The following is an 18,338-nucleotide window of genomic DNA, read 5'->3' as shown; positions in this document are numbered from 1 at the left end:
CAGGAATCGAAGGGGGTGTGTACGAAGGAACCGGATAGCTGTTCACTACCCGGTTCGTGTGAGTCGACTCTAATACCGGATGACTGGACTTTGCGTGTGAGCGACGTCAGATGTAACCCGGGCGAAACGCACCGCATTCCTTGTTCCGGAGCGGATTCCGGAACAGTCAGGAAAGGGATCCGGGCAGTCCTGCGACCGTCTCCTCGGCGATGGTCAGAGCGGCTTCGACGGCGGCGGCGCGGACTGCGGCGCGGTCACCGGCGAACAGGTGCTCGCGCACCGCCTCGACGTCGTCGACCACGACGGCCACGAACACGGTGCCGACCGCGCGGCCCCCTTGCGGATCGGGGCCGGCGACCCCGGTCGTGGCGATGCCCACGGTGCGAGCGCCGACCGGGCCCAGACGCTCCGCGACTCCGCGGGCCATCTGCAGGGCGACCTCGGGGTGCACCGGACCCTCGGCATCGAGCAGGGCCGCGTCGACCCCGAGCAGGAGGTGCTTGAGCTCCGTGGCGTAGCTCACCACTCCCCCGCGGTGCACCGCCGAGGCGCCGGGCACCTCCACGACGGCGGAGCTCAGTGCTCCGCCGGTCAGCGACTCCGCGACGGCGAGGAGCAGGCCCCGGGATTCGAGGGCCCGGACCAGGCGCTCGGCGATCACGACCGGCGCGCGGCCCGGCTCTGGCGGGCCGCATCCGCCAGGTAGTCGATACCGGTCGCGACGGTCAGCACGACCGCGGCGGTCATCGTGATGCCGTTCACCCAGTGCACCCACTCGCCCAGCAGGTTCCACAGCGGCAGGAGGGCGAGGGAGAGGGCCACCGACTGGACGATCGTCTTCAGCTTGCCGCCGCGGGACGCGGGGATCACCCGGTCCGAGAGCACGGCCATCCGGAACACCGTGATGCCGATCTCGCGCACGAGCACGACGATGGTGACCCACCACGGCAGCTCGAGGAGGATCGAGAGGCCGACGAGAGCGGCTCCGGTGAGCACCTTGTCGGCGATGGGGTCGAGCAGCTTGCCGAGGTCGGTGACCAGTCCGCGGCTGCGGGCGATGTGCCCGTCGATGCCGTCGGTCGCGATGGCGACGATGAACAGCAGCGCCGCGGCGATGCGCAGACCGCCGTCCGCTCCGGCGTCGGCGAGCAGCATCCAGAAGAACAGCGGAGCCAGCAGGATCCGTACGACCGTGATCGCGTTCGGGAGGTTCCAGTTGCTCACCGGAGCCGCCGAGGCGGAGGCGGGACTGCTCATCGTTCTCCTGCGTTCGTCGTGGTCGTCCGCGTGCCGCGCATCGCTCAGCGGCCGGTCAGCTGCCAGGCGTCGTCGTCCGAGCCCTCGTCGTCGTCGTGGTAGTCGGTCGCCACGGGGCCGGTCGGCTCGGCGAGCGGGTCGGCGTAGGCGTCGGGCGCCACCGCGGAGGGAGCGGCTGGAGCGTCACCGGGCTGGTCCCCGCGCATCCGCGCGAGCACCCCGGGCAGCTGCTCCGCCGTGACGAGCACGTCGCGCGCCTTCGACCCCTCGGAGGGGCCGACGACCTCGCGGGACTCCAGGAGGTCCATCAGGCGGCCCGCCTTCGCGAAGCCGACACGGAGCTTGCGCTGCAGCATCGAGGTGGAGCCGAACTGCGTGCTGACGACCAGCTCCGCGGCCGCGACCAGCAGCTCGAGGTCGTCGCCGATGTCGGAGTCGACGTCCTTGCGCTGCGCCTGCACCGTGATGTCCTGGCGGTACTCGGGCTGCGCCTGCCTCGTGACGTGCTCGACGACCTTGGCGATCTCGTCCTCGCGGACCCAGGCGCCCTGGACGCGCATCGGCTTGTTCGTGCCCATCGGCAGGAAGAGCCCGTCGCCCTGGCCGATCAGCTTGTCGGCGCCGGGCTGGTCGAGGATGACCCGCGAGTCCGTGACGCTGGTCACCGCGAAGGCCAGACGGCTCGGCACGTTGGCCTTGATCAGACCGGTCACGACGTCGACGCTCGGACGCTGGGTGGCCAGCACGAGGTGGATGCCGGACGCGCGGGCCAGCTGCGTGATGCGGACGATCGAGTCCTCCACATCGCGCGGCGCGACCATCATGAGGTCCGCGAGCTCGTCGACGACGACGAGCAGGTAGGGATAGGGCTTGAGGACCCGGTTGCTGCCGGGCGGCAGGACGATCTCGCCGCCGCGCACAGCCGCGTTGAAGTCGTCGATGTGGCGGTAGCCGAACGACGCGAGGTCGTCGTACCGCATGTCCATCTCCTTCACGACCCACTGCAGCGCCTCGGCCGCCTTCTTGGGGTTCGTGATGATGGGCGTGATCAGGTGCGGGACGCCTCCGTAGATCGTCAGCTCGACGCGCTTGGGGTCGATCAGCACCATGCGGACGTCCTGGGGACGCGCTCGCATCAGGAGGCTGGTGATCATGGAGTTCACGAAGCTGGACTTGCCGGAGCCGGTGGAGCCGGCGACCAGGAGGTGCGGCATCTTCGCGAGGTTCGCCACCACGTAGCCGCCCTCGACGTCCTTGCCGACGCCGATCGTCATCGGGTGGGTCGAGGTGGTCGAGGCGGCGGAGCGGAGCACGTCGCCCAGCGAGACGATCTCGCGGTCGGTGTTGGGGATCTCGACGCCGATCGCGCTCTTGCCGGGGATCGGCGAGAGGATGCGGACCTCGTTGCTGGCGACCGCGTAGGACAGGTTCTTGCTCAGCGCGGTGACCCGCTCGACCTTGACGCCCGGACCGAGCTCGATCTCGTAGCGGGTCACGGTGGGGCCGCGCGAGAATCCGGTGACCGTCGCGTCGACGTTGAACTGCTGCAGCACCTCGGTGATCGCACGGACCATCTCGTCGTTCGCGGCGGAGCGCGCCTTCGACGGGGTGCCCGTGGAGAGCGCCGCGGCGGACGGCAGGCGGTAGGGGGCGTCCTCCTCGAACGAGGAGTCGAAACCGGCCGTCGGATCGTCGGCGGGCACGGGAGCGATGGGGCCGGTGCCGATCGCGGCCGGGACAGGCACGACCGGTGACACGTCGAGGTCGTCGAGGTGGATGACCCCGGTCGCGTCGTCGTCGACGACTCCGACCGGAGTGGTCGCGGCTCCGGAGCGCTCGAAGCGCTCGAGCGCGGCCTCGGCGTTCTCGGCGTCGGAGAGCACCTGCGTCTCGTAGGCTCGCGTCGGCGGATCGGACGGCTCGTCGTGCTCCTCGAGGGCGGTGTCGAACCCCTTCGTGCGGGAGCGGCCCCGACGGCCCTTCGGCTCGTCGATGACCTCCGTGAGCGAGTCGATGGGGAGCTCCGTCTGCACGGTGGGCTCGTCCTCGCGACCGGATTCGGTGCGGCGCCACCAGGGCAGCTCGCCGCCCTCCTCCTGCTCCTCGGAGGACTCGGCCTCGGCCTTGGCGGCCTTGGCCGCCGCCTTCTCGGCCTTCAGGCGCGCGCGCTCCTCGTCGTCGAGGACGGGGGCGCCGAACAGGTAGGAGTAGAGGTCGCGGAACCGCGCCCCGATGCGGTTCGGCGGCGTCTTGGTGATGATGAAGAGCGAGAGCAGGATGACCGCGGAGAGGATCACGGTCGCGCCGGGGACCTGGGCGATCGCGACGAGCGGTGCTCCGACGAGCCAGCCGAGCACGCCGCCGGCGGCCGCCATGGGGAGGATGCCGTCGCCGGGGTACGGCGTGCCGAGGTGCGCGTGGCAGATGCCCGCGGAGGCGATGAGCAGGAACGACAGGCCCACGCCGATCCGGCCGTTGTCGTCGACGGAGCTCGGGTGCCGGAAGAGCCACAGCGCGAACAGCACGAGCACGACCGGGAGGACGTAGGCGACCCGTCCGAAGAGGGCGCCGAAGCTCCAGGCGTCGAGGATCGCGGCGACGGGATCGCCCGCGAGGAACCACTCGACCACCGCGCCGGTGACGCCCAGCAGCACCAGGAGGAAAGGGACGCCGTCGCGGCGCTCCTCCTTCGCGAGCCGCTCGGGGCCCAGCGCGCGCGCGGCTCCGCCGACGACGTGCGCCAGCGTCATCCACAGGCGGACCAGGACGTTCGTGCGCGGGGTGGAGTCGAAGGCGACCGTGGCCTTCGTCTCGGCCGCTCCCCGCCCCGAGCCCCGTCCGGATCGCGGGGCGCCGGAGCGCGCGGAGCCGCTCCCCCGCCCGCGGGAGGTGGTCTTGGTACTGGTCGCCATGAGGCCACCGTACCCGCCGCCTCCGTCATCGCCGGGGACCCGCGCCGGGACGGGGGCCGTCAGCGGAGGGTGACGACCATCGTCTCCGCATCGCCGCGGTCGTCCACCGCGGTGAAGCCCTCGCTCCGGTAGAGCCGGCGGGCGAAGTTGTCGGTGGCCACGTTCAGGGACACCCGCGCGTAGCCGGCGGCGCGCGCCTGGTCGAGCGCGGCCTTCAGCAGGGCGCGGCCGACTCCCTGGGCGCGCCAGACCGGACGCACGCCGAGCGTCAGCTCCGGCACTCCCGGTGCGACGAAGCCTCGACCCGGCACGGCCGACGTGAACAGCCGCGTCCAGCAGGCGCCGATCCGCTCGCCCTCGGAGGTCTCGGCGACCGAGCCGAGATCGCCCGGTCGCGGCCAGCCGGCGACGTAGCGACGCGTGGACTCCTCCTCGAGGACGTCGATCCGCGTGCGCGCGGTCGTCCAGTTCCAGTTGGCCGCCTCGACGAGCATGTCGGCGAGGAAGGGCGCGTCCTCGCTCCGGGCGGTGCGGATCGTGTGGTCCACGTGCGGCCTCCTGGCTGCTCGAACGGCGGTCCCCCGCGGACGGTGCGCACTCCCCCCGGGTGCTGGACGGCGGACGGAGGAGGCGGGGCCGCCTCCGTCCGGACGGGTCAGGCCTCGATGACGAGCGGGACGATCATCGGGCGACGGCGGTAGCTCGTGTTCACCCAGCGCCCGACCACGCGGCGGATGGTCTGCGAGAGCGCGTGCTGGTCGTTCACTCCGCTCTGCACCGCCTCCTCGAGCGCCTTCGCGATGCGCGGCTTGACCTCGTCGAAGACGCGGTCGTCCTCGGCGAAGCCCTTCGCATGGATCTCGGGGCCGACCACGATGCGACCGGTGCCGGCCTCCACCACGACGATGATCGAGATGAAGCCCTCCTCGCTCAGGATGCGGCGGTCCTTCAGATCGGCGTCGGTGATCTCGCCGACGGTCGAGCCGTCGACGTAGACGAAGCCGAGGTCGAGCTGCCCGACCACCGAGGCCTTCCCGTCGAGCAGGTCGATCACGGTGCCGTCCTCGGCGATGATCGTGTTCTCCTCCGGGATGCCCGTGTCGCGCGCCAGCTTCGCGTTCGCGACCAGGTGGCGGTACTCGCCGTGGACCGGCATCACGTTCAGCGGCTTGAGGATGTTGTAGCAGTAGATCAACTCGCCGGCGGCGGCGTGGCCCGAGACGTGCACCTTGGCGTTGCCCTTGTGCACGACGGTCGCCCCGAGCTTGGTGAGTCCGTTGATCACGCGGTACACCGCGTTCTCGTTGCCCGGGATGAGGCTCGACGCGAGGATGACGGTGTCGCCCTCGCCCGGCTGGATCTGGTGGTCGAGATTGGCCATGCGGCTGAGCACCGCCATCGGCTCACCCTGCGATCCGGTCGACATGTAGACGATGCGGTCCTCGGGGACGTCACCGGCCTTCTTGACGTCGATGAGCACGCCCTGCGGGACCTTCAGGTAGCCCAGGTCGGCGGCGATGCCCATGTTGCGGACCATGGAGCGGCCGAGCAGCGCTACGCGGCGGCCGGTGGCGTGCGCGGCGTCGAGCACCTGCTGCACGCGGTGCACATGGCTCGAGAAGCTCGCGACGATGACCCGCCGGGTCGCCTTCGCCATCACGCTCTCGATGACGGGGCCGATGTCGCGCTCGTTCGGCGTGAATCCGGGCACGTCGGCGTTCGTGGAGTCGACCAGGAACAGATCGATGCCCTCCTCGCCCAGACGGGCGAACGCGCGCAGGTCGGTGATCCGGCCGTCCAGCGGCAGCTGGTCCATCTTGAAGTCGCCCGTGTGCAGCACCGAGCCGGCGTCCGTGATGATCGCGACGGCGAGCGCATCCGGGATCGAGTGGTTCACCGCCACGAACTCGAGCTCGAACGGCCCGAGGTTCTCGATGTCCCCCTCCTTGACGGCCAGCGTGTAGGGCTTGATGCGGTGCTCCTTCAGCTTCGCCTCGACGAGGGCGAGCGTCAGGGTCGAGCCGATCAGGGGCAGGTCGCGCTTGAGCTTGAGCAGGTACGGGACGGCCCCGATGTGGTCCTCGTGGCCGTGGGTGAGCACCACGCCCACGACGTCGTCGAGGCGGTCCTTGATCGGGCCGAAGTCGGGGAGGATCAGGTCGACGCCCGGCTGGTTCTCCTCCGGGAAGAGCACGCCGCAGTCGACGATCAGGATCTTGCCGTCGATCTCGAAGATCGTCATGTTGCGGCCGATCTCGCCGAGACCGCCCAGAGGGATGATGCGCAGGGTCCCGGCTGCGAGCGTCGGCGGGATGATCACGGGACTGGGCATGCGTGCTCCTGTTCGTTCGTCTCCCGCCGGGCGCTGCCGCTCGAGCGGCGTCAGCGGGTGGTGCCGGCGACCTTCGGCAGTGCGCCGCCCGCGGCCGCGTTGCGGTCGGGACGGAAGTTGCGGAAGTCGACGCCCGGGATGTCGCGGACGAGACCGAGCTCGTCCTCGATCAGCGCGGCCTCCGACTCCTCCGGACCGACCAGCGGCAGCCGGACGCGCGGCGACGAGATGCGCCCGAGGCCGTGCAGGATGTACTTCACCGCGACGGTGCCGGGCACGTGCGTCATGAGGGCGCGGACCAGGGGCTCGAGCTGCTGGTGCGCGAGGGTCGCGGCGCGCAGGTCGCCGGCGTTCACGGCGTCGACGATCGTGCGGTAGGGCGCGGACGCGACGTTGGCGGTCACTCCGATGAGCCCGGTGGCGCCGATCGCGAGCTCGGGGAGCACGTTGGCGTCGTCGCCGCAGAAGTACATGAGATCGGTCTGGTTCAGGACCCGGCTCACCTCGGACAGATCGCCCTTGGCGTCCTTCACGGCGAGGATGTTCGGGTGCTTGGCCGCGCGCAGGATCGTCTCGTAGCGGATGGGGACGCCGGTGCGGCCCGGGATGTCGTAGAGGATGACGGGCAGATCCGTGGCGTCCGCGATCATCCGGAAGTGCGTGAGGATGCCCGCCTGCGTGGGCTTGTTGTAGTACGGCGTGACGATCATGTTGCCGTCGGCGCCGGCCTTCTCGCTCTGCCGCGCGAGCTGCATCGCGTGCGCGGTCTCGTTCGAGCCTCCGCCCGTGATGATCTTGGCGCGACCCGCCGCGACCGACTTGCCGACCTCGACGAGGCGGATCTTCTCGGGGTCGGTGAGCGTGCTCGTCTCTCCCGTCGTGCCGGTGACGACGATGCCGTCGGCGCCCGCTGCGATGCAGTCGTCGATGTGCTTCTCGACGCCGGGCCAATCGACCTCGCCGTCGGCGGTGAACGGGGTGACCAGGGCGACCAGGACCTGGCCGAAAGGATTCTCCGGAGTTGACACGAGGCCAGGGTAGCGGGTCGGCGGCGGCGCGCCGGAGGCGGGAGCCGAAGGATCGGGAGGGTCGTAGGGCGCGGGAGGGGACGGTGCGATCTGCAGGGGATTGTGCCATCTGCAGGGGGTCGGCGGAGGAAGGCGTATTCCTCCGCTCGGCCCCGCCCTGACAGCGAGGATCCCCTGCAGATCGTTCACTCGTGCTCCGGAGGGAGGGACGCTCGGCAGCTCTCAGCTGCGCCAGTGGTCGCCGCGCGAGAGCGCCGCGACGATGTATGCCTCCGCGAGGTCCCAGCCATCGTCGATCAGGGACGTGCGCAGGCGGTGGATCCGGTATCCGAGGGATCCGAGAGCCGCATCCCTGCGGTCGTCGATGTCCGCATCGTGGAAGGCCGCGCCGTCCGCTTCGAGCACGAGGACCTCGCCGATCACGAAGTCGACACGGCGTCCGCCGATCCGGACCTGCTGGCGGAACGCGATGCCCAGGCGGCGGAGGCGGAAGGCCACCTGCGACTCGAGTCCGCTCTCGGAGAGAGCGCCGGCCCACTCGAGGAGAGCCCGCACCGGAAGAGGCAGGCGCGCGAGGATCCGCGCCTTGCCCGCAGGGCCGAGCCGTCGGTGGTGAAGTGCGGACTCGAGCAGCACGAACGCGGCCTCCGTGCCGAGACACGACGCGGCGGTGACGATGCAGTCCTCGAGGGACTGGACGAGCGCGCGCGGAGGCGGTGCCGACAGGGACCAGTGCACGTGGACGTCCGGATCCGCGAGCAGCCGTCGCGCGTACTGCTCGCGATCGCGCAGGCGGGAGGCGTGCTCGGGGACGGCGACGTGGAGACCGCGGAAGCGAGGGACCCAGAGGTCGTGGGAGACCGCGGCATCGGCGCAGGCGAGCACTCCGCCCACGCGGAACGCCTGCTCCACTCGCCCGTCGAGGCCCGGAAGGCTGTACCAGCCCTTCCGGATGCGGACGAGTGAGCCCGCGACGACCGCATCACGCAGCTGGCGCGGTGTCGTTCCCTCCCGGAGGAACTGCTCGGTCTTCACCACCCCGCCGGAGCGGAGCACTGTCGTCGAGGAGGGGTGCACGGGGACAGTCTCGGGACCTCGACGCGGTGCTATGAGGAGACGGCGGCCTTCTGGGGATGGGCGTGCACGACCGCGACGTGGGGAGGGAGGACGGCGACGTCTCGAGCGCACGATCTGCAGGGGATCCGCGCCCGTCCGGACCGGGTAGAGCAGCGGGAAGCGCATTCCTCCGCGGGATACCTGCAGATCGCGCGAGTACCTGCAGATCGCGCGAGTACCTGCAGATCGCGCGAGTACCTGCAGGGCGTGCGGGTGCCTGCAGAGCGTGCGGGTACCTGCAGAGCGTGCGGGTACCTGCAGAACGTGCGGGTGCCTGCAGGGCGCGCGGTGGGACGGAGTGGGGCGCGGACCGGCGGCCGGAGGGGCTAGGGGGCGACGCGGCCGTTGACGTTGAAGGCGGCGTAGGTGAGGGGCATGAGCTCCTCGAAGCGCTGCTCCATCTGCTCGGCGGCCATCTCGATCTCGCGCTGCGGGAAGGACGGGAAGGTCGAGTCCTCGCGCTTGGTGCGCAGCGACAGGAAGTTCATCAGCGAGCGCGCGTTCAGCGTCACGTACATCGACGAGTAGATGTTCAGCGGCAGGACGATGCGGGCGACCTCGCGCGCGACGCCCTCGCCGAGCATCCGCTGGTACGCCTCGAAGGCCTGCGTGCTGGCGCGGCGCGTCTCGGCGACGACGAGCTCGGTCTGCTCCGGCGTGCCGGGCTCGAAGGAGTAGGCGCCGGGCTTGCCGACCTGGACGAGGTTCCGCTGGGGGCCGGGCACGTAGAAGACGGGGCGCAGCTCGCGGTAGCGACCCGACTCCTCGTTGTAGGAGGCGATGCGGTGCCGCATGAACTCGCGGAAGACGAAGATGGGTGCCTGCACGTAGAAGGTCATCGAGTTGTGCTCGAAGGGCGAGCCGTGGCGGTCGCGCATCAGGTAGTTGATGAGGCCGCGGTCGCGCTTGCGCTGCAGCTCGGCGTCGGCCTCGTCGGCGTCATCGAGCGCTCCGGCGAGGGTCTGCTCACCCTGGGTCGAGACCCGGGCGGCGAAGAGCACGTCGGAGTCGTGGGCGCTGGAGCGGACGAGCTCCACGACGACATCGGATCGGAACTCGATCGACGGTCCGGTCTCGGGGGGATTCGGCTCGTTCTTCTGCTCGGTCACCGGATCACGATAGAGCACACCCCGGTCCGGCCGCCCGGGCCGTGCGGATCGACATCTCGCGCAATGAACGGACGTGCACGCTCGGTTCGCGCCTAGCCTTCCTCCGTGGACCCTCTTCTGATCGCCGTGCTGCTGGCCGGACTCGTCGCGCTCGCGACAGGCCTCGGTCTCGTGTACCGGCGCTCGCTCGGGCGCGTCCGCGCACGGCCCGCGCAGGCGGGCGAGCGGATCGATCCCGCGGGGCTCGTCCCCGGTTCGGCGCTGGGCCGGACGGCGACGATCGTGCAGTTCTCGACCGAGTACTGCACCCGCTGCCCGGCCGTCCACCGCATGCTCGACGGCCTCGCCCGCGAGCGCGACGGCGTCGAGCACCTCGACGTCGACCTCACCCACCGCGCCGACCTCGCCGACCGGTTCCGCGTGCTGCAGACGCCCACCCTGCTCGTCCTGGACCGCGACGGGATCCCCCGCAGCCGCATCGCGGGCGCCCCGGCGCGCAGCGTCGTGCTGGACGAGCTCGACCGACTCCTGGAGACCCCGTGACCACTCCCGTCCCCGCGAACCGCGTCGACCCGCGCGGGCCGCGCTTCGCCGCCTCCGTCACCGCACTCCTCCTGCTCGTCGCGGTGGGGCTCTCGCTCGCGGCTCCGGCCCGAGCCGATCTGCCGGGCCGCCTGGCGCAGCCCGGCTTCCTCGCGCTCGTGCTGATCGCCGCCCTCTTCGCCTGGTCCGCCGCGCGAGGGGTGGGCTCCGGGCCCTGGGCCGTCGTCTTCCGCCGTCTGGTGCGGCCACGCCTCGCTCCTGCGACCGAGTGGGAGGACGCCCGACTGCCCCGCTTCGCCCAGCTCGTCGGACTCGTGGTGACCGCCGTCGGCGTCGTGCTGCACCTCGCGGGCGTGCCGTACGCGGTGCCGGTCGCCGCGTCGCTGGCGTTCCTCGCCGCGTTCCTCAACGCGGTGTTCGGCCTGTGCCTGGGCTGCGAGCTCTACCTGCTGCTGGTCCGCGCCCGGGTGCTCGGGCGCTCGGGCGCCTCACGGGCGTGAGGCTCTAGGCTCGTTCACACCTCGCGGGCCGCCCGCGACGGGCCTCGGGAGGCACAGATGAGCGACTCGTCCGCACCGCGCACCGACTCGGACGGCGCAGGCGCTCCGTCCCGCCGCTCCGCTCGGGAGAGCACCGCCCGCCCCTCGGTCCTGCCGCCCGCGCAGACGCAGCCGGCCGTCCCCGCTGCGGAGCCCGTGGCGCCGCTGACCGTGCTGATCTCGGGCGCGAGCGGCATGATCGGCACGGAGCTGAGCCGTCAGCTGCGCGGCGACGGCCACGAGATCCTCCGCCTGGTGCGGCACGCGCCCACGAGCGCGGACGAGTTCCACTGGGCGCCGACCTCGCACATGCTCGACTTCAGCGTGCTCGACCGCGTCGACGCGGTCGTGAACCTCTCGGGCGCCTCCATCAGCCGGCTCCCGTGGACCTCGTCCTACAAGCGGGAGATCCTGGACTCGCGGGTCCAGGCGACCCGCACCCTCACCGACGCGATGCGGATGGCGACCTCTCCCCCGTCGATCCTCCTGAACGCCTCCGCCGTCGGCTTCTACGGCGACCGCCCGGGCGAGGACCTGACCGAGGACTCCGCGCGGGGCGAAGGGTTCCTGGCCGATGTCGTCGCCCGCTGGGAGGAGGCCGCGCACCTCGCGCCGGAATCCACCCGCGTCGCGACCCTGCGCACGGGGCTGGTCCTCGGCGACGGAGGAGCGCTCAAGCCGCTGCTTCCGCTGACGAAGCTCGGACTCAGCGGTCCGCTCGGCGGCGGCGAGCAGGCCTGGCCCTGGATCAGCCTCTACGACGAGGCCGCGGCCATCCGCCACCTCCTCACCTCGACGCTGTCCGGTCCCGTCAACCTCGCGGGGCCCGTCCCGGCGACCGCGAACGAGATCATGAAGACGCTCGCCGAGCAGCTGCACCGGCCGTTCAAGCTGCCGGTGCCGGGACGGATCATCGAGCTCGCGTTGCAGGACGCGGGTCACGAGCTCCTGCTCTCGAGCCAGCGGATGCTGCCGCAGCGACTGCTGGAGGACGGCTTCGTCTTCCGGCACCGCACGGTCGCCCAGGCGCTGGAGTGGGTCCTGGCCTGACGAGCGCCGGGAGTCCCCGGAGGCTCAGGCCGGAGCGTCCTTCTCGAGGGCGATCGACGTCCTGATCGCGCCCCGGGCGCGCTTGCGGTCGCCGCTCGCGTCGTAGGCGAGCCCCAGGCGGTACCACGCCCGCCAGCTCTGCGGATCGGCGTCCACCTCGGCCGCGTAGCCGGGGAACAGCGTGTCGGCCTCTTCTCGCAGCGGGCGGCCGCTGGCGCGCGAGTCGAGGACCTCCTTCGGGAGCGCGTCCTCGGATTCGAGCCGGCGGGCCAGGCGCTCGGCGCGGAGCCCGAACAGGAGCTCGCGAACGAGCCCCCAGACGCCGACGGCGCCGAGGATGAGCAGGCCCAGCCCCATCACGATGCCGGGGACCGTGCCCGCGGCGAACGCGACCACGGAGTACTGCAGGCAGACGAAGAGGTAGAGGGCGAGCAGGACCGCCATCAGCCCGACGCCGACGCGGGTCCTCACGGTGCGCTCGTCGCGGCCGCGGCCTGGCCGGACGGCGCGTCGTCGACCGGCGCCGACTCGCCGGGAGCCCGCTCGGCCAGCGGTGCCGCGTCGAACGCCGCACGCAGATCGAGCAGGGCGTCGAGCCCGACCACGACCCCGGTCGTCGAGCGCACCGCGTGCAGCGCCCTCAGGATCCCGGCCTCGTAGGAGGCCGGCGAGGAGGTGTCGTGGCGCAGCGTCACGGTCTCTCCGGTGCCGCCGAACACGACCTCCTGGCGGGCCTCGACTCCGGGCAGTCGCAGACTGTGCACCGGGATGCTCGCCACCTGCTGCCCGCGGGCGCGCTGGTCGGTGTGCGGTGCCTGCACCGGTCCGAGCTCCGCCCGGGCCTGCAGGATCAGCTCCGCGGTCCGGACGGCGGTGCCCGACGGCGAGTCGACCTTGCGGGCGCCGTGCGTCTCGACGATCTCGACGGCGTCGAAGAAGCGGGCGGCGACGGTCGCCAGCGCGGTCGCGAGGACGGAGCCGAGCGAGAAGTTCGGGACGATGACGACACCCGCGTCGGGCTGGGCCTCGACCGTGCGGCGCAGCGCCGCGATGCGGTCGCCGGTCCATCCGGACGTGCCCACGAGCACCTTCCGGCCGTGGGCGACCGCGAAGTCGACGACGCCCTGGCTGACCGCGGGGACCGTCATGTCGACGACCACGTCGGCCGCCAGCATCTCCTGCGGATCGCTCCGGGAGCCCAGCCGGGCGACGAGCTCGAACTCGTCGGAGGCGTCGATCAGCGAGCAGGTCAGAGAGCCGAGTCGGCCGGACGCACCGACGACGGCGACGGAAGTAGTCACTCCGTCAGCGTAACAACGCGGCTGCCCACGGGGGCGGTCGCTCAGTAGGGCTGGGCCTCCGGCAGGCCGGTGCGCAGCTCCACGGGCAGGTGCGCGAGGTCGTTGTGCACGACGAGGACCGGGGGCTTCCGCGATCGGACGCGGATGATCGTCAGCCCGCAGTTGGCCTGGTTGAGCCCGAGCCAGCGCCAGTCCGGGGCGTCGAAGACGTGCCGCACGAACCAGCCGATCACGAAGTTGTGGGTGATGAGGAGGTCGTGCCGGTCCTCGCGCGACGGGGCCAGGAACTCGGAGACCGCATCCTGCATCTGCGCGTGTCCCGCCTCGATCTCGGCGGGCGTGACGCTGCCGAAGAACGGCTCGAACGCGCGCGGCATGTCGGGCGTGGGGCCGGAGGGGATGCAGTCGAACAGCAGCGAGGAGGGCTCGATCGCGAGTCCGGGCAGGACCGCGCGGAACCGGGCGGCCGTCTCCTCCGCGCGCCGGAGCGGCGAGTGCCACGCGCCCGTGAACGGGACGCCGCCGAGCCGCTCGGCGATGAGGCGGGCCTGGCGCTCCCCTCGCGCCGACAGCGGCCCGTCGGGCATGCCGTGCTCGGCGTCCTGCTGCTCGCCGTGACGGACGAGGTAGATGTAATGGGACACGTGGGGCTCCCCCGGGTGCGGCGCGACGGTGCGCGGTCAACGGTCGTTCGCGAGAACGGTTCAGACGGTGGGAGCGCTCTCGATCTCGGCGATGCCGGCGAACGTCGATGCGTCGACCGCACCGACGGCCGAGATCGACGACGGCCCCCTCGCCAAGTCTGCCGCGAGAGCCTGGACATCCTCCGCGCCGACGCGCGCAAGACGGCGCAGGCTCTCATCCAGGTCGACGAATTCGCCGAAGGTCAGCTCGGCGCGGCCGAGCCGGGACATCCGCGTGTCCGAGTCCTCGAGCGCGAGGGCGGCGGCGCCGGACAGCTGGCCTCGGGCGCGCCCGATCTCGTCCTCGGAGACGCCGTCCTCGGCGAGGCGGTGGAACTCCGAGACGAGGAGCTCGGCGACGGTGCCGGCCTTGGCGGGCGTGCTCGCCGCGTAGAGGCCGAAGATGCCGGCGTCGGAGTAGGACGGGGCGAACGAGTAGACGGAGTAGGCGAGGCCTCGCTTCTCGCGGATCTCCTGGAAGAGGCGCGAGGACATCCCGCCTCCGAGGATCGAGTTCAGCACTCCCATCGTCATCCGGCGGTCGTCGGCCGCGGCGAGGCCGGGGAACCCGATGAGGATGTTGGCCTGCTCGGTCGGGCGATGCACGATCGAGAGCGCACTGCCCCGCTCGTAGTGCGCCTCGAGGCCCACGCGGCGCGCCACGGGAGCCGCCGGGACGGAGAGGTCCCAGCCGTCGGAGGAGAGCACGCGCTCGAGCAGCGCGACCAGGGACTCGTGCTCGACGGCGCCGGCGACGGAGACGACGAGATCGCGGGGGCTGTAGGCGGCCCGGTAGTGCGCCCAGACGGCGTCGCGGGTGGCCTCGCCGATGGTCTGCGGGCTGCCGCCGATAGGGCGCCCCAGCGGGTGGTCGCCGAAGACGGACTCGAACAGGCGCTCGCTCGCCACGTCGGCCGGATCGTCGTCGGCCATGGCGAGCTCCTCGAGGATCACGCCGCGCTCGGTCTCGAACTCGTCCGGGTCCAGCAGGCTGGAGGTGACCATGTCGCCGATGACCTCGACGGCCATCGGGAGATCGCGGTCCTGCACCTTGGCGTAGTAGCAGGTGTACTCCTTCGCGGTGAGCGCGTTGTGCTCGCCGCCCACGGAGTCGAAGGAGACGGCGATGTCGAGAGCCGAGCGCGACCGGGTGCCCTTGAAGAGCAGGTGCTCGAGGAAGTGGGTGGAGCCGAAGTTCGACGGGGTCGCCGGACGCCCGCCCTCGGCGGGACGCGCGGGCTGCTCGTCGCGCGAGCCCGCGGCGACCCAGAAGCCGACGGTGGCGCTGCGGGCACCGGGGACGGCCTCGCTCAGGATGCGGACACCACTGGAGAGGACGGAGCGGCGGACGAGCGAGCCACCGGCGGCCCGGATCGTCGTCTCCGGCTGGTCGAGAGGGAGTGCGACGCCGTGGTTCATCCGACCCACACTAGGTCACCCGCACGCGCTGTCCCGGCCCGCGGTCATCCGTGCAGGACTCGACGTCAGCGTCGAGCGCGCTCGAGGGCGTGGAGGTGAGCGGCGTCGAGCTCGAGCGAGACGGCGCGGACCAGGGTGTCGATCTCGGCGCAGGACCCGGGCTCGACGGTCGCCGCGGCGACACCCGGCCGGGCGAGCAGCCAGGCGAGGGCGACGGCGGCCGTGGTCGCGGACAGCTCGGCGCCGATCGCGTCGAGCGCCGCGAGCACCCGCCGTCCGCGACGGCCGAGATGCACCGACGCGAGCGCCCCGTCGGGAAGAGCCCGCAGTTCGCGCCTCGAGCGCGCCGCTCCGTGCAGGAAGCCGTGCGCGAGAGGCGCGGTGGCCACGACGGAGAGCCCCTGGCCCCGCGCGACGAGCCCGAGGTCGCCCTCGGCGTCCGAGCCCTCGAGCAGGCTGTAGCGCAGCTCCACCCCGGAGAAGCGCGGCAGGCCGTGACCGGCGAGCACCCGTGCCTCGAAGAGCTCCTCGGCCGCGAACCCCGAGGCGAGGACCGCTCGGACCTTCCCGCGCGCGAGCAGGACCTCGACGGCGCTGAGCAGCTCGTCGAGCCTCCCGGCGCTGTCGGGCCGCACCGCGAGGACGTCCAGGTGGTCCGTGCGCAGGCGCCGGAGCGACTCATCGACGCGGGCGACCAGGGCACGGGGGGACGGCGAGGCGTCGGCGGTCGATCCCAGGCGCCCGAGGAGGAGGAAACGGTCGCGATCCCGGTGGCCCGCGAGCCACCGACCCACGGTCTCCTCGCCGGCGGCGGACGCCGCGGTGTCGGTGACGAGGACTCCGTTGCCGCCCCAGGCCGCGAACCGCTCGAGGAGCTCGGGACCGGCGTCATGGCCGCGACGGCCGAGGACGGCGGCGTCGAGCAGGAGGGGGAAGAGGGACTGCGCGGAGTCGCCGAGCGAGCGGCGCAGCGTGTGGGCGACGACCGGTCCGGTGTCGCCCGGGGAACCCGCTTCCGGGAGCGCTCCGAGGGATCCGTGACGCGTCGCCTTCACGGTCGCGCGGGCCTTCAGCCTCGGCACGCCACCACTCTCCCTGCGGCGGCTCGGGACCCGCCAGGACCGAGAGTAGCCGAGGGCCGAGCGCCGCTCCGGAGGCGGTGCGGAACGGTTCATCAGATCGTTACACGGAGGTCTTCTTCCCCGCCGCGAACCTGCTCCGCTCTCCCCCGGACGCGGTGCGGCGACTCCTCCGCGGCACCGGGTCGCGGCTAGATTCGCCCTCATGGAGCCCCTCACCCCGCCCCCGTCGACGCCCTGGTGGACCAGCGCCGTCGTCTACCAGATCTACCCCCGCTCGTTCGCGGACTCGAACGGCGACGGCATCGGCGACCTCGGCGGGATCCGCTCGCGGCTCGACCACCTGGCCGACCTCGGAGTGGACGTCGTCTGGCTGTCGCCGATCTACCCGTCACCGCAGCACGACAACGGCTACGACATCTCGGACTACGAGGACATCGATCCGCTCTTCGGAGACCTCGCGGAGTTCGACCTGCTGCTGGCGGAGGCGCACGAACGCGGCATCCGCATCGTGATGGACCTCGTGGTGAACCACACTAGCGACGAGCACGCGTGGTTCGTCGAGTCCCGCTCCTCGATCGAGAACCCCAGACGCGACTGGTACTGGTGGCGGAAGGGTCGCGCCGCCGCAGGCGTCTCCTCCGAGCTCGAGGCCGCCGGTGACGCAGGACTGGACGTCGCCGAGCCCAACGGCTGGCGCTCGTACTTCTCCGGGCCGGCGTGGACCCGGGACTCCGTGACCGACGAGTACTTCCTCCACCTGTTCGCGGTGCAGCAGCCCGACCTCAACTGGGAGAACGCCGAGGTCCGGCGCGCGGTGCACGCGATGATGAACCGCTGGCTCGACCGCGGCGTCGACGGGTTCCGGATGGACGTCATCAACCTCGTGTCGAAGAACCTCGACGAGGTCGACGGCGAGGGCGGCGGCACGGGCATCGTCGGCGGAGTGGGTCCGCGGCTGCACGAGTACCTCCGCGAGATGAACGAGGCCGTGTTCGCGGGGCGCGAGGGCGCCTACCTCACCGTCGGCGAGATGCCCGGAGTGACTCTGGAGGAGGCCGCGCTGGTCACCGATCCCCAGCGCCGGGAGCTCGACATGGTGTTCCAGTTCGAGCACGTGGGCATCGACCACGGCGTCGACAAGTTCCACCCGGTGCCGCTGGACCTCATCGCGCTCAAGGCGAACCTCGCACGCTGGCAGGACGGCCTCGCCGAGCGCGGTTGGAACTCGCTCTACCTCAACAACCACGACCAGCCGCGGCTGGTCTCGCGCTTCGGCGACGACGGCCGCTACCGCTACGAATCGGCGACGCTGTGGGCGACGCTCCTGCACCTGCAGCGCGGCACGCCCTACATCTACCAGGGCGAGGAGATCGGGATGACGAACGTGCCCTTCTCGGGGATCGAGGACTTCCGGGACGTCGAGTCGCTGAACTACTACGCCGAAGCGGTCGGCGACCGCGGGGAGGATCCGGAGGAGGTCCTGGCGGGTCTGCGGGCGCAGAGCCGCGACAACGCGCGCACACCCGTGCAGTGGGACGGCGGCGAGCACGCCGGCTTCACGACGGGCGAACCGTGGATCCCGGTCAATCCGAACTCGATCGAGCTGAACGTGGCGGCCGATCGGGCATCGGAGCGCTCGGTGTTCGAGTACTACCGGGCCCTGATCGCGCTGCGGCACGCCGACGAGACCGTGCAGCTGGGCCGGTTCCGGCTCCTCGAGCCCGAGCACCCGACGCTCTTCGCGTTCACGCGCACCGGCGCGAGCGAGCTGCTCGCCGTGGGCAACGTGTCGGGCGAGCCGCTCGAGGTGTCGCTGCTGGCCGACTGGGCGGGGGCCGAGACGGTGCTGGGCAACGTGCCGGGGTCGACCGGGACGACGCTCCAGCCGTGGGAGGCGCGGGTCCTGCGCCGCTGATCGGGAGCGCGGTCCGGCCGACACGCTCCCCGACCTCGTGCCGACGGCTCCC

Annotated in this window: 17 protein-coding genes; 4 read left to right on the top strand and 13 right to left on the bottom strand. The window is 71.8% G+C overall.

The window, feature by feature from the left end; translation table 11 throughout:
• Window positions 1–166: 166 nt before the first annotated feature.
• From LRG51_RS17945 to thyX, 8 genes are all read right to left on the bottom strand, one after another.
• Window positions 167–661, bottom strand: coding sequence for a CinA family protein (locus LRG51_RS17945; RefSeq protein WP_230674048.1), 495 nt, complete (start codon window positions 659–661; stop codon window positions 167–169).
• Window positions 658–1,257 (bottom strand): CDP-diacylglycerol--glycerol-3-phosphate 3-phosphatidyltransferase, encoded by a 600-nt coding sequence (gene pgsA / locus LRG51_RS17940; protein WP_055793343.1) that lies wholly within the window; start codon window positions 1,255–1,257, stop codon window positions 658–660. Before pgsA ends, LRG51_RS17945 begins: the two co-directional genes overlap by 4 nt.
• A 44-nt stretch (window positions 1,258–1,301) precedes the next feature.
• Entirely contained in the window at window positions 1,302–4,169 is a 2,868-nt protein-coding gene (locus LRG51_RS17935) for an FtsK/SpoIIIE family DNA translocase (RefSeq protein ID WP_230674047.1), read from the bottom strand.
• A gap of 59 nt (window positions 4,170–4,228) precedes the next feature.
• Window positions 4,229–4,717: a GNAT family N-acetyltransferase gene (locus tag LRG51_RS17930; RefSeq protein WP_308197590.1), complete on the bottom strand. Its 489-nt coding sequence runs from the start codon at window positions 4,715–4,717 to the stop codon at window positions 4,229–4,231.
• Window positions 4,718–4,824: 107 nt separating this feature from the next.
• Complete coding sequence (locus LRG51_RS17925; protein WP_230674046.1) at window positions 4,825–6,501, bottom strand: ribonuclease J; 1,677 nt, start codon at window positions 6,499–6,501, stop codon at window positions 4,825–4,827.
• Window positions 6,502–6,551: 50 nt separating this feature from the next.
• Window positions 6,552–7,529, bottom strand: coding sequence for a 4-hydroxy-tetrahydrodipicolinate synthase (dapA, locus tag LRG51_RS17920; RefSeq protein WP_055793351.1), 978 nt, complete (start codon window positions 7,527–7,529; stop codon window positions 6,552–6,554).
• A 222-nt stretch (window positions 7,530–7,751) separates the two neighbouring features.
• The gene (locus LRG51_RS17915) at window positions 7,752–8,606 is read right to left on the bottom strand and encodes a type IV toxin-antitoxin system AbiEi family antitoxin domain-containing protein (protein ID WP_055793354.1); all 855 of its coding nucleotides are present in this window, start codon (window positions 8,604–8,606) and stop codon (window positions 7,752–7,754) included.
• A gap of 365 nt (window positions 8,607–8,971) precedes the next feature.
• A complete protein-coding gene (gene thyX, locus LRG51_RS17910; RefSeq protein WP_055793884.1) occupies window positions 8,972–9,754 on the bottom strand; it encodes an FAD-dependent thymidylate synthase in 783 nt (260 codons plus the stop codon).
• 105 nt (window positions 9,755–9,859) lie between these two features.
• On the opposite strand from thyX, the gene LRG51_RS17905 reads away from it, so the two are divergent.
• The 3 genes from LRG51_RS17905 to LRG51_RS17895 are packed head-to-tail and all read left to right on the top strand — an operon-like array spanning window position 9,860 to window position 11,886.
• Window positions 9,860–10,297 (top strand): thioredoxin family protein, encoded by a 438-nt coding sequence (locus LRG51_RS17905; RefSeq protein WP_055793357.1) that lies wholly within the window; start codon window positions 9,860–9,862, stop codon window positions 10,295–10,297.
• Complete coding sequence (locus LRG51_RS17900) at window positions 10,294–10,797, top strand: DUF4395 domain-containing protein (RefSeq protein WP_230674045.1); 504 nt, start codon at window positions 10,294–10,296, stop codon at window positions 10,795–10,797. Before LRG51_RS17905 ends, LRG51_RS17900 begins: the two co-directional genes overlap by 4 nt.
• Before the next feature lie 57 nt (window positions 10,798–10,854).
• Window positions 10,855–11,886 carry a TIGR01777 family oxidoreductase gene (locus tag LRG51_RS17895; protein ID WP_082481554.1) on the top strand — a complete coding sequence of 344 codons (1,032 nt, stop codon included), beginning with the start codon at window positions 10,855–10,857 and terminating at the stop codon, window positions 11,884–11,886.
• Window positions 11,887–11,910: 24 nt separating this feature from the next.
• Here LRG51_RS17895 and LRG51_RS17890 read toward each other — a convergent pair whose 3' ends face one another.
• The 5 genes from LRG51_RS17890 to LRG51_RS17870 all read right to left on the bottom strand — a co-directional run bounded on the left by LRG51_RS17890 (window position 11,911) and on the right by LRG51_RS17870 (window position 16,371).
• A complete protein-coding gene (locus tag LRG51_RS17890) occupies window positions 11,911–12,357 on the bottom strand; it encodes a hypothetical protein (protein ID WP_055793362.1) in 447 nt (148 codons plus the stop codon).
• On the bottom strand, window positions 12,354–13,187 hold the full coding sequence (gene dapB, locus LRG51_RS17885; RefSeq protein WP_055793365.1) for a 4-hydroxy-tetrahydrodipicolinate reductase: 834 nt from the start codon (window positions 13,185–13,187) through the stop codon (window positions 12,354–12,356). Before dapB ends, LRG51_RS17890 begins: the two co-directional genes overlap by 4 nt.
• A gap of 41 nt (window positions 13,188–13,228) precedes the next feature.
• The gene (locus LRG51_RS17880) at window positions 13,229–13,831 is read right to left on the bottom strand and encodes a histidine phosphatase family protein (protein WP_055793368.1); all 603 of its coding nucleotides are present in this window, start codon (window positions 13,829–13,831) and stop codon (window positions 13,229–13,231) included.
• A 60-nt stretch (window positions 13,832–13,891) separates the two neighbouring features.
• Window positions 13,892–15,289 carry a M16 family metallopeptidase gene (locus LRG51_RS17875; protein ID WP_055793371.1) on the bottom strand — a complete coding sequence of 466 codons (1,398 nt, stop codon included), beginning with the start codon at window positions 15,287–15,289 and terminating at the stop codon, window positions 13,892–13,894.
• Between the two features lie 65 nt (window positions 15,290–15,354).
• On the bottom strand, window positions 15,355–16,371 hold the full coding sequence (locus tag LRG51_RS17870) for an aldo/keto reductase (RefSeq protein ID WP_055793374.1): 1,017 nt from the start codon (window positions 16,369–16,371) through the stop codon (window positions 15,355–15,357).
• A gap of 202 nt (window positions 16,372–16,573) precedes the next feature.
• Between LRG51_RS17870 and LRG51_RS17865 the strand changes: the two genes are divergently transcribed.
• A complete protein-coding gene (locus LRG51_RS17865) occupies window positions 16,574–18,286 on the top strand; it encodes a glycoside hydrolase family 13 protein (protein ID WP_230674044.1) in 1,713 nt (570 codons plus the stop codon).
• The last annotated feature ends 52 nt before the right edge of the window (window positions 18,287–18,338 follow it).

It is taken from the genome of Rathayibacter sp. Leaf248 (assembly GCF_920939495.1).
In the GTDB taxonomy this organism is placed as follows: domain Bacteria; phylum Actinomycetota; class Actinomycetes; order Actinomycetales; family Microbacteriaceae; genus Rathayibacter; species Rathayibacter caricis.
Note: the sequence above shows the minus strand (reverse complement) of the source record. Positions and strands in the feature narration are given on the sequence as shown.

What these genes read in the sequence shown, in the direction of transcription:
- pgsA (WP_055793343.1), bottom strand. Translation starts at nt 1,257, where the DNA reads ATGAGCAGTCCCGCCTCCGCCTCGGCGGCTCCGGTGAGCAACTGGAAC.
- LRG51_RS17935 (WP_230674047.1), bottom strand. Translation starts at nt 4,169, where the DNA reads ATGGCGACCAGTACCAAGACCACCTCCCGCGGGCGGGGGAGCGGCTCC.
- LRG51_RS17925 (WP_230674046.1), bottom strand. Translation starts at nt 6,501, where the DNA reads ATGCCCAGTCCCGTGATCATCCCGCCGACGCTCGCAGCCGGGACCCTG.
- LRG51_RS17895 (WP_082481554.1), top strand. Translation starts at nt 10,855, where the DNA reads ATGAGCGACTCGTCCGCACCGCGCACCGACTCGGACGGCGCAGGCGCT.
- LRG51_RS17875 (WP_055793371.1), bottom strand. Translation starts at nt 15,289, where the DNA reads ATGAACCACGGCGTCGCACTCCCTCTCGACCAGCCGGAGACGACGATC.
- LRG51_RS17865 (WP_230674044.1), top strand. Translation starts at nt 16,574, where the DNA reads ATGGAGCCCCTCACCCCGCCCCCGTCGACGCCCTGGTGGACCAGCGCC.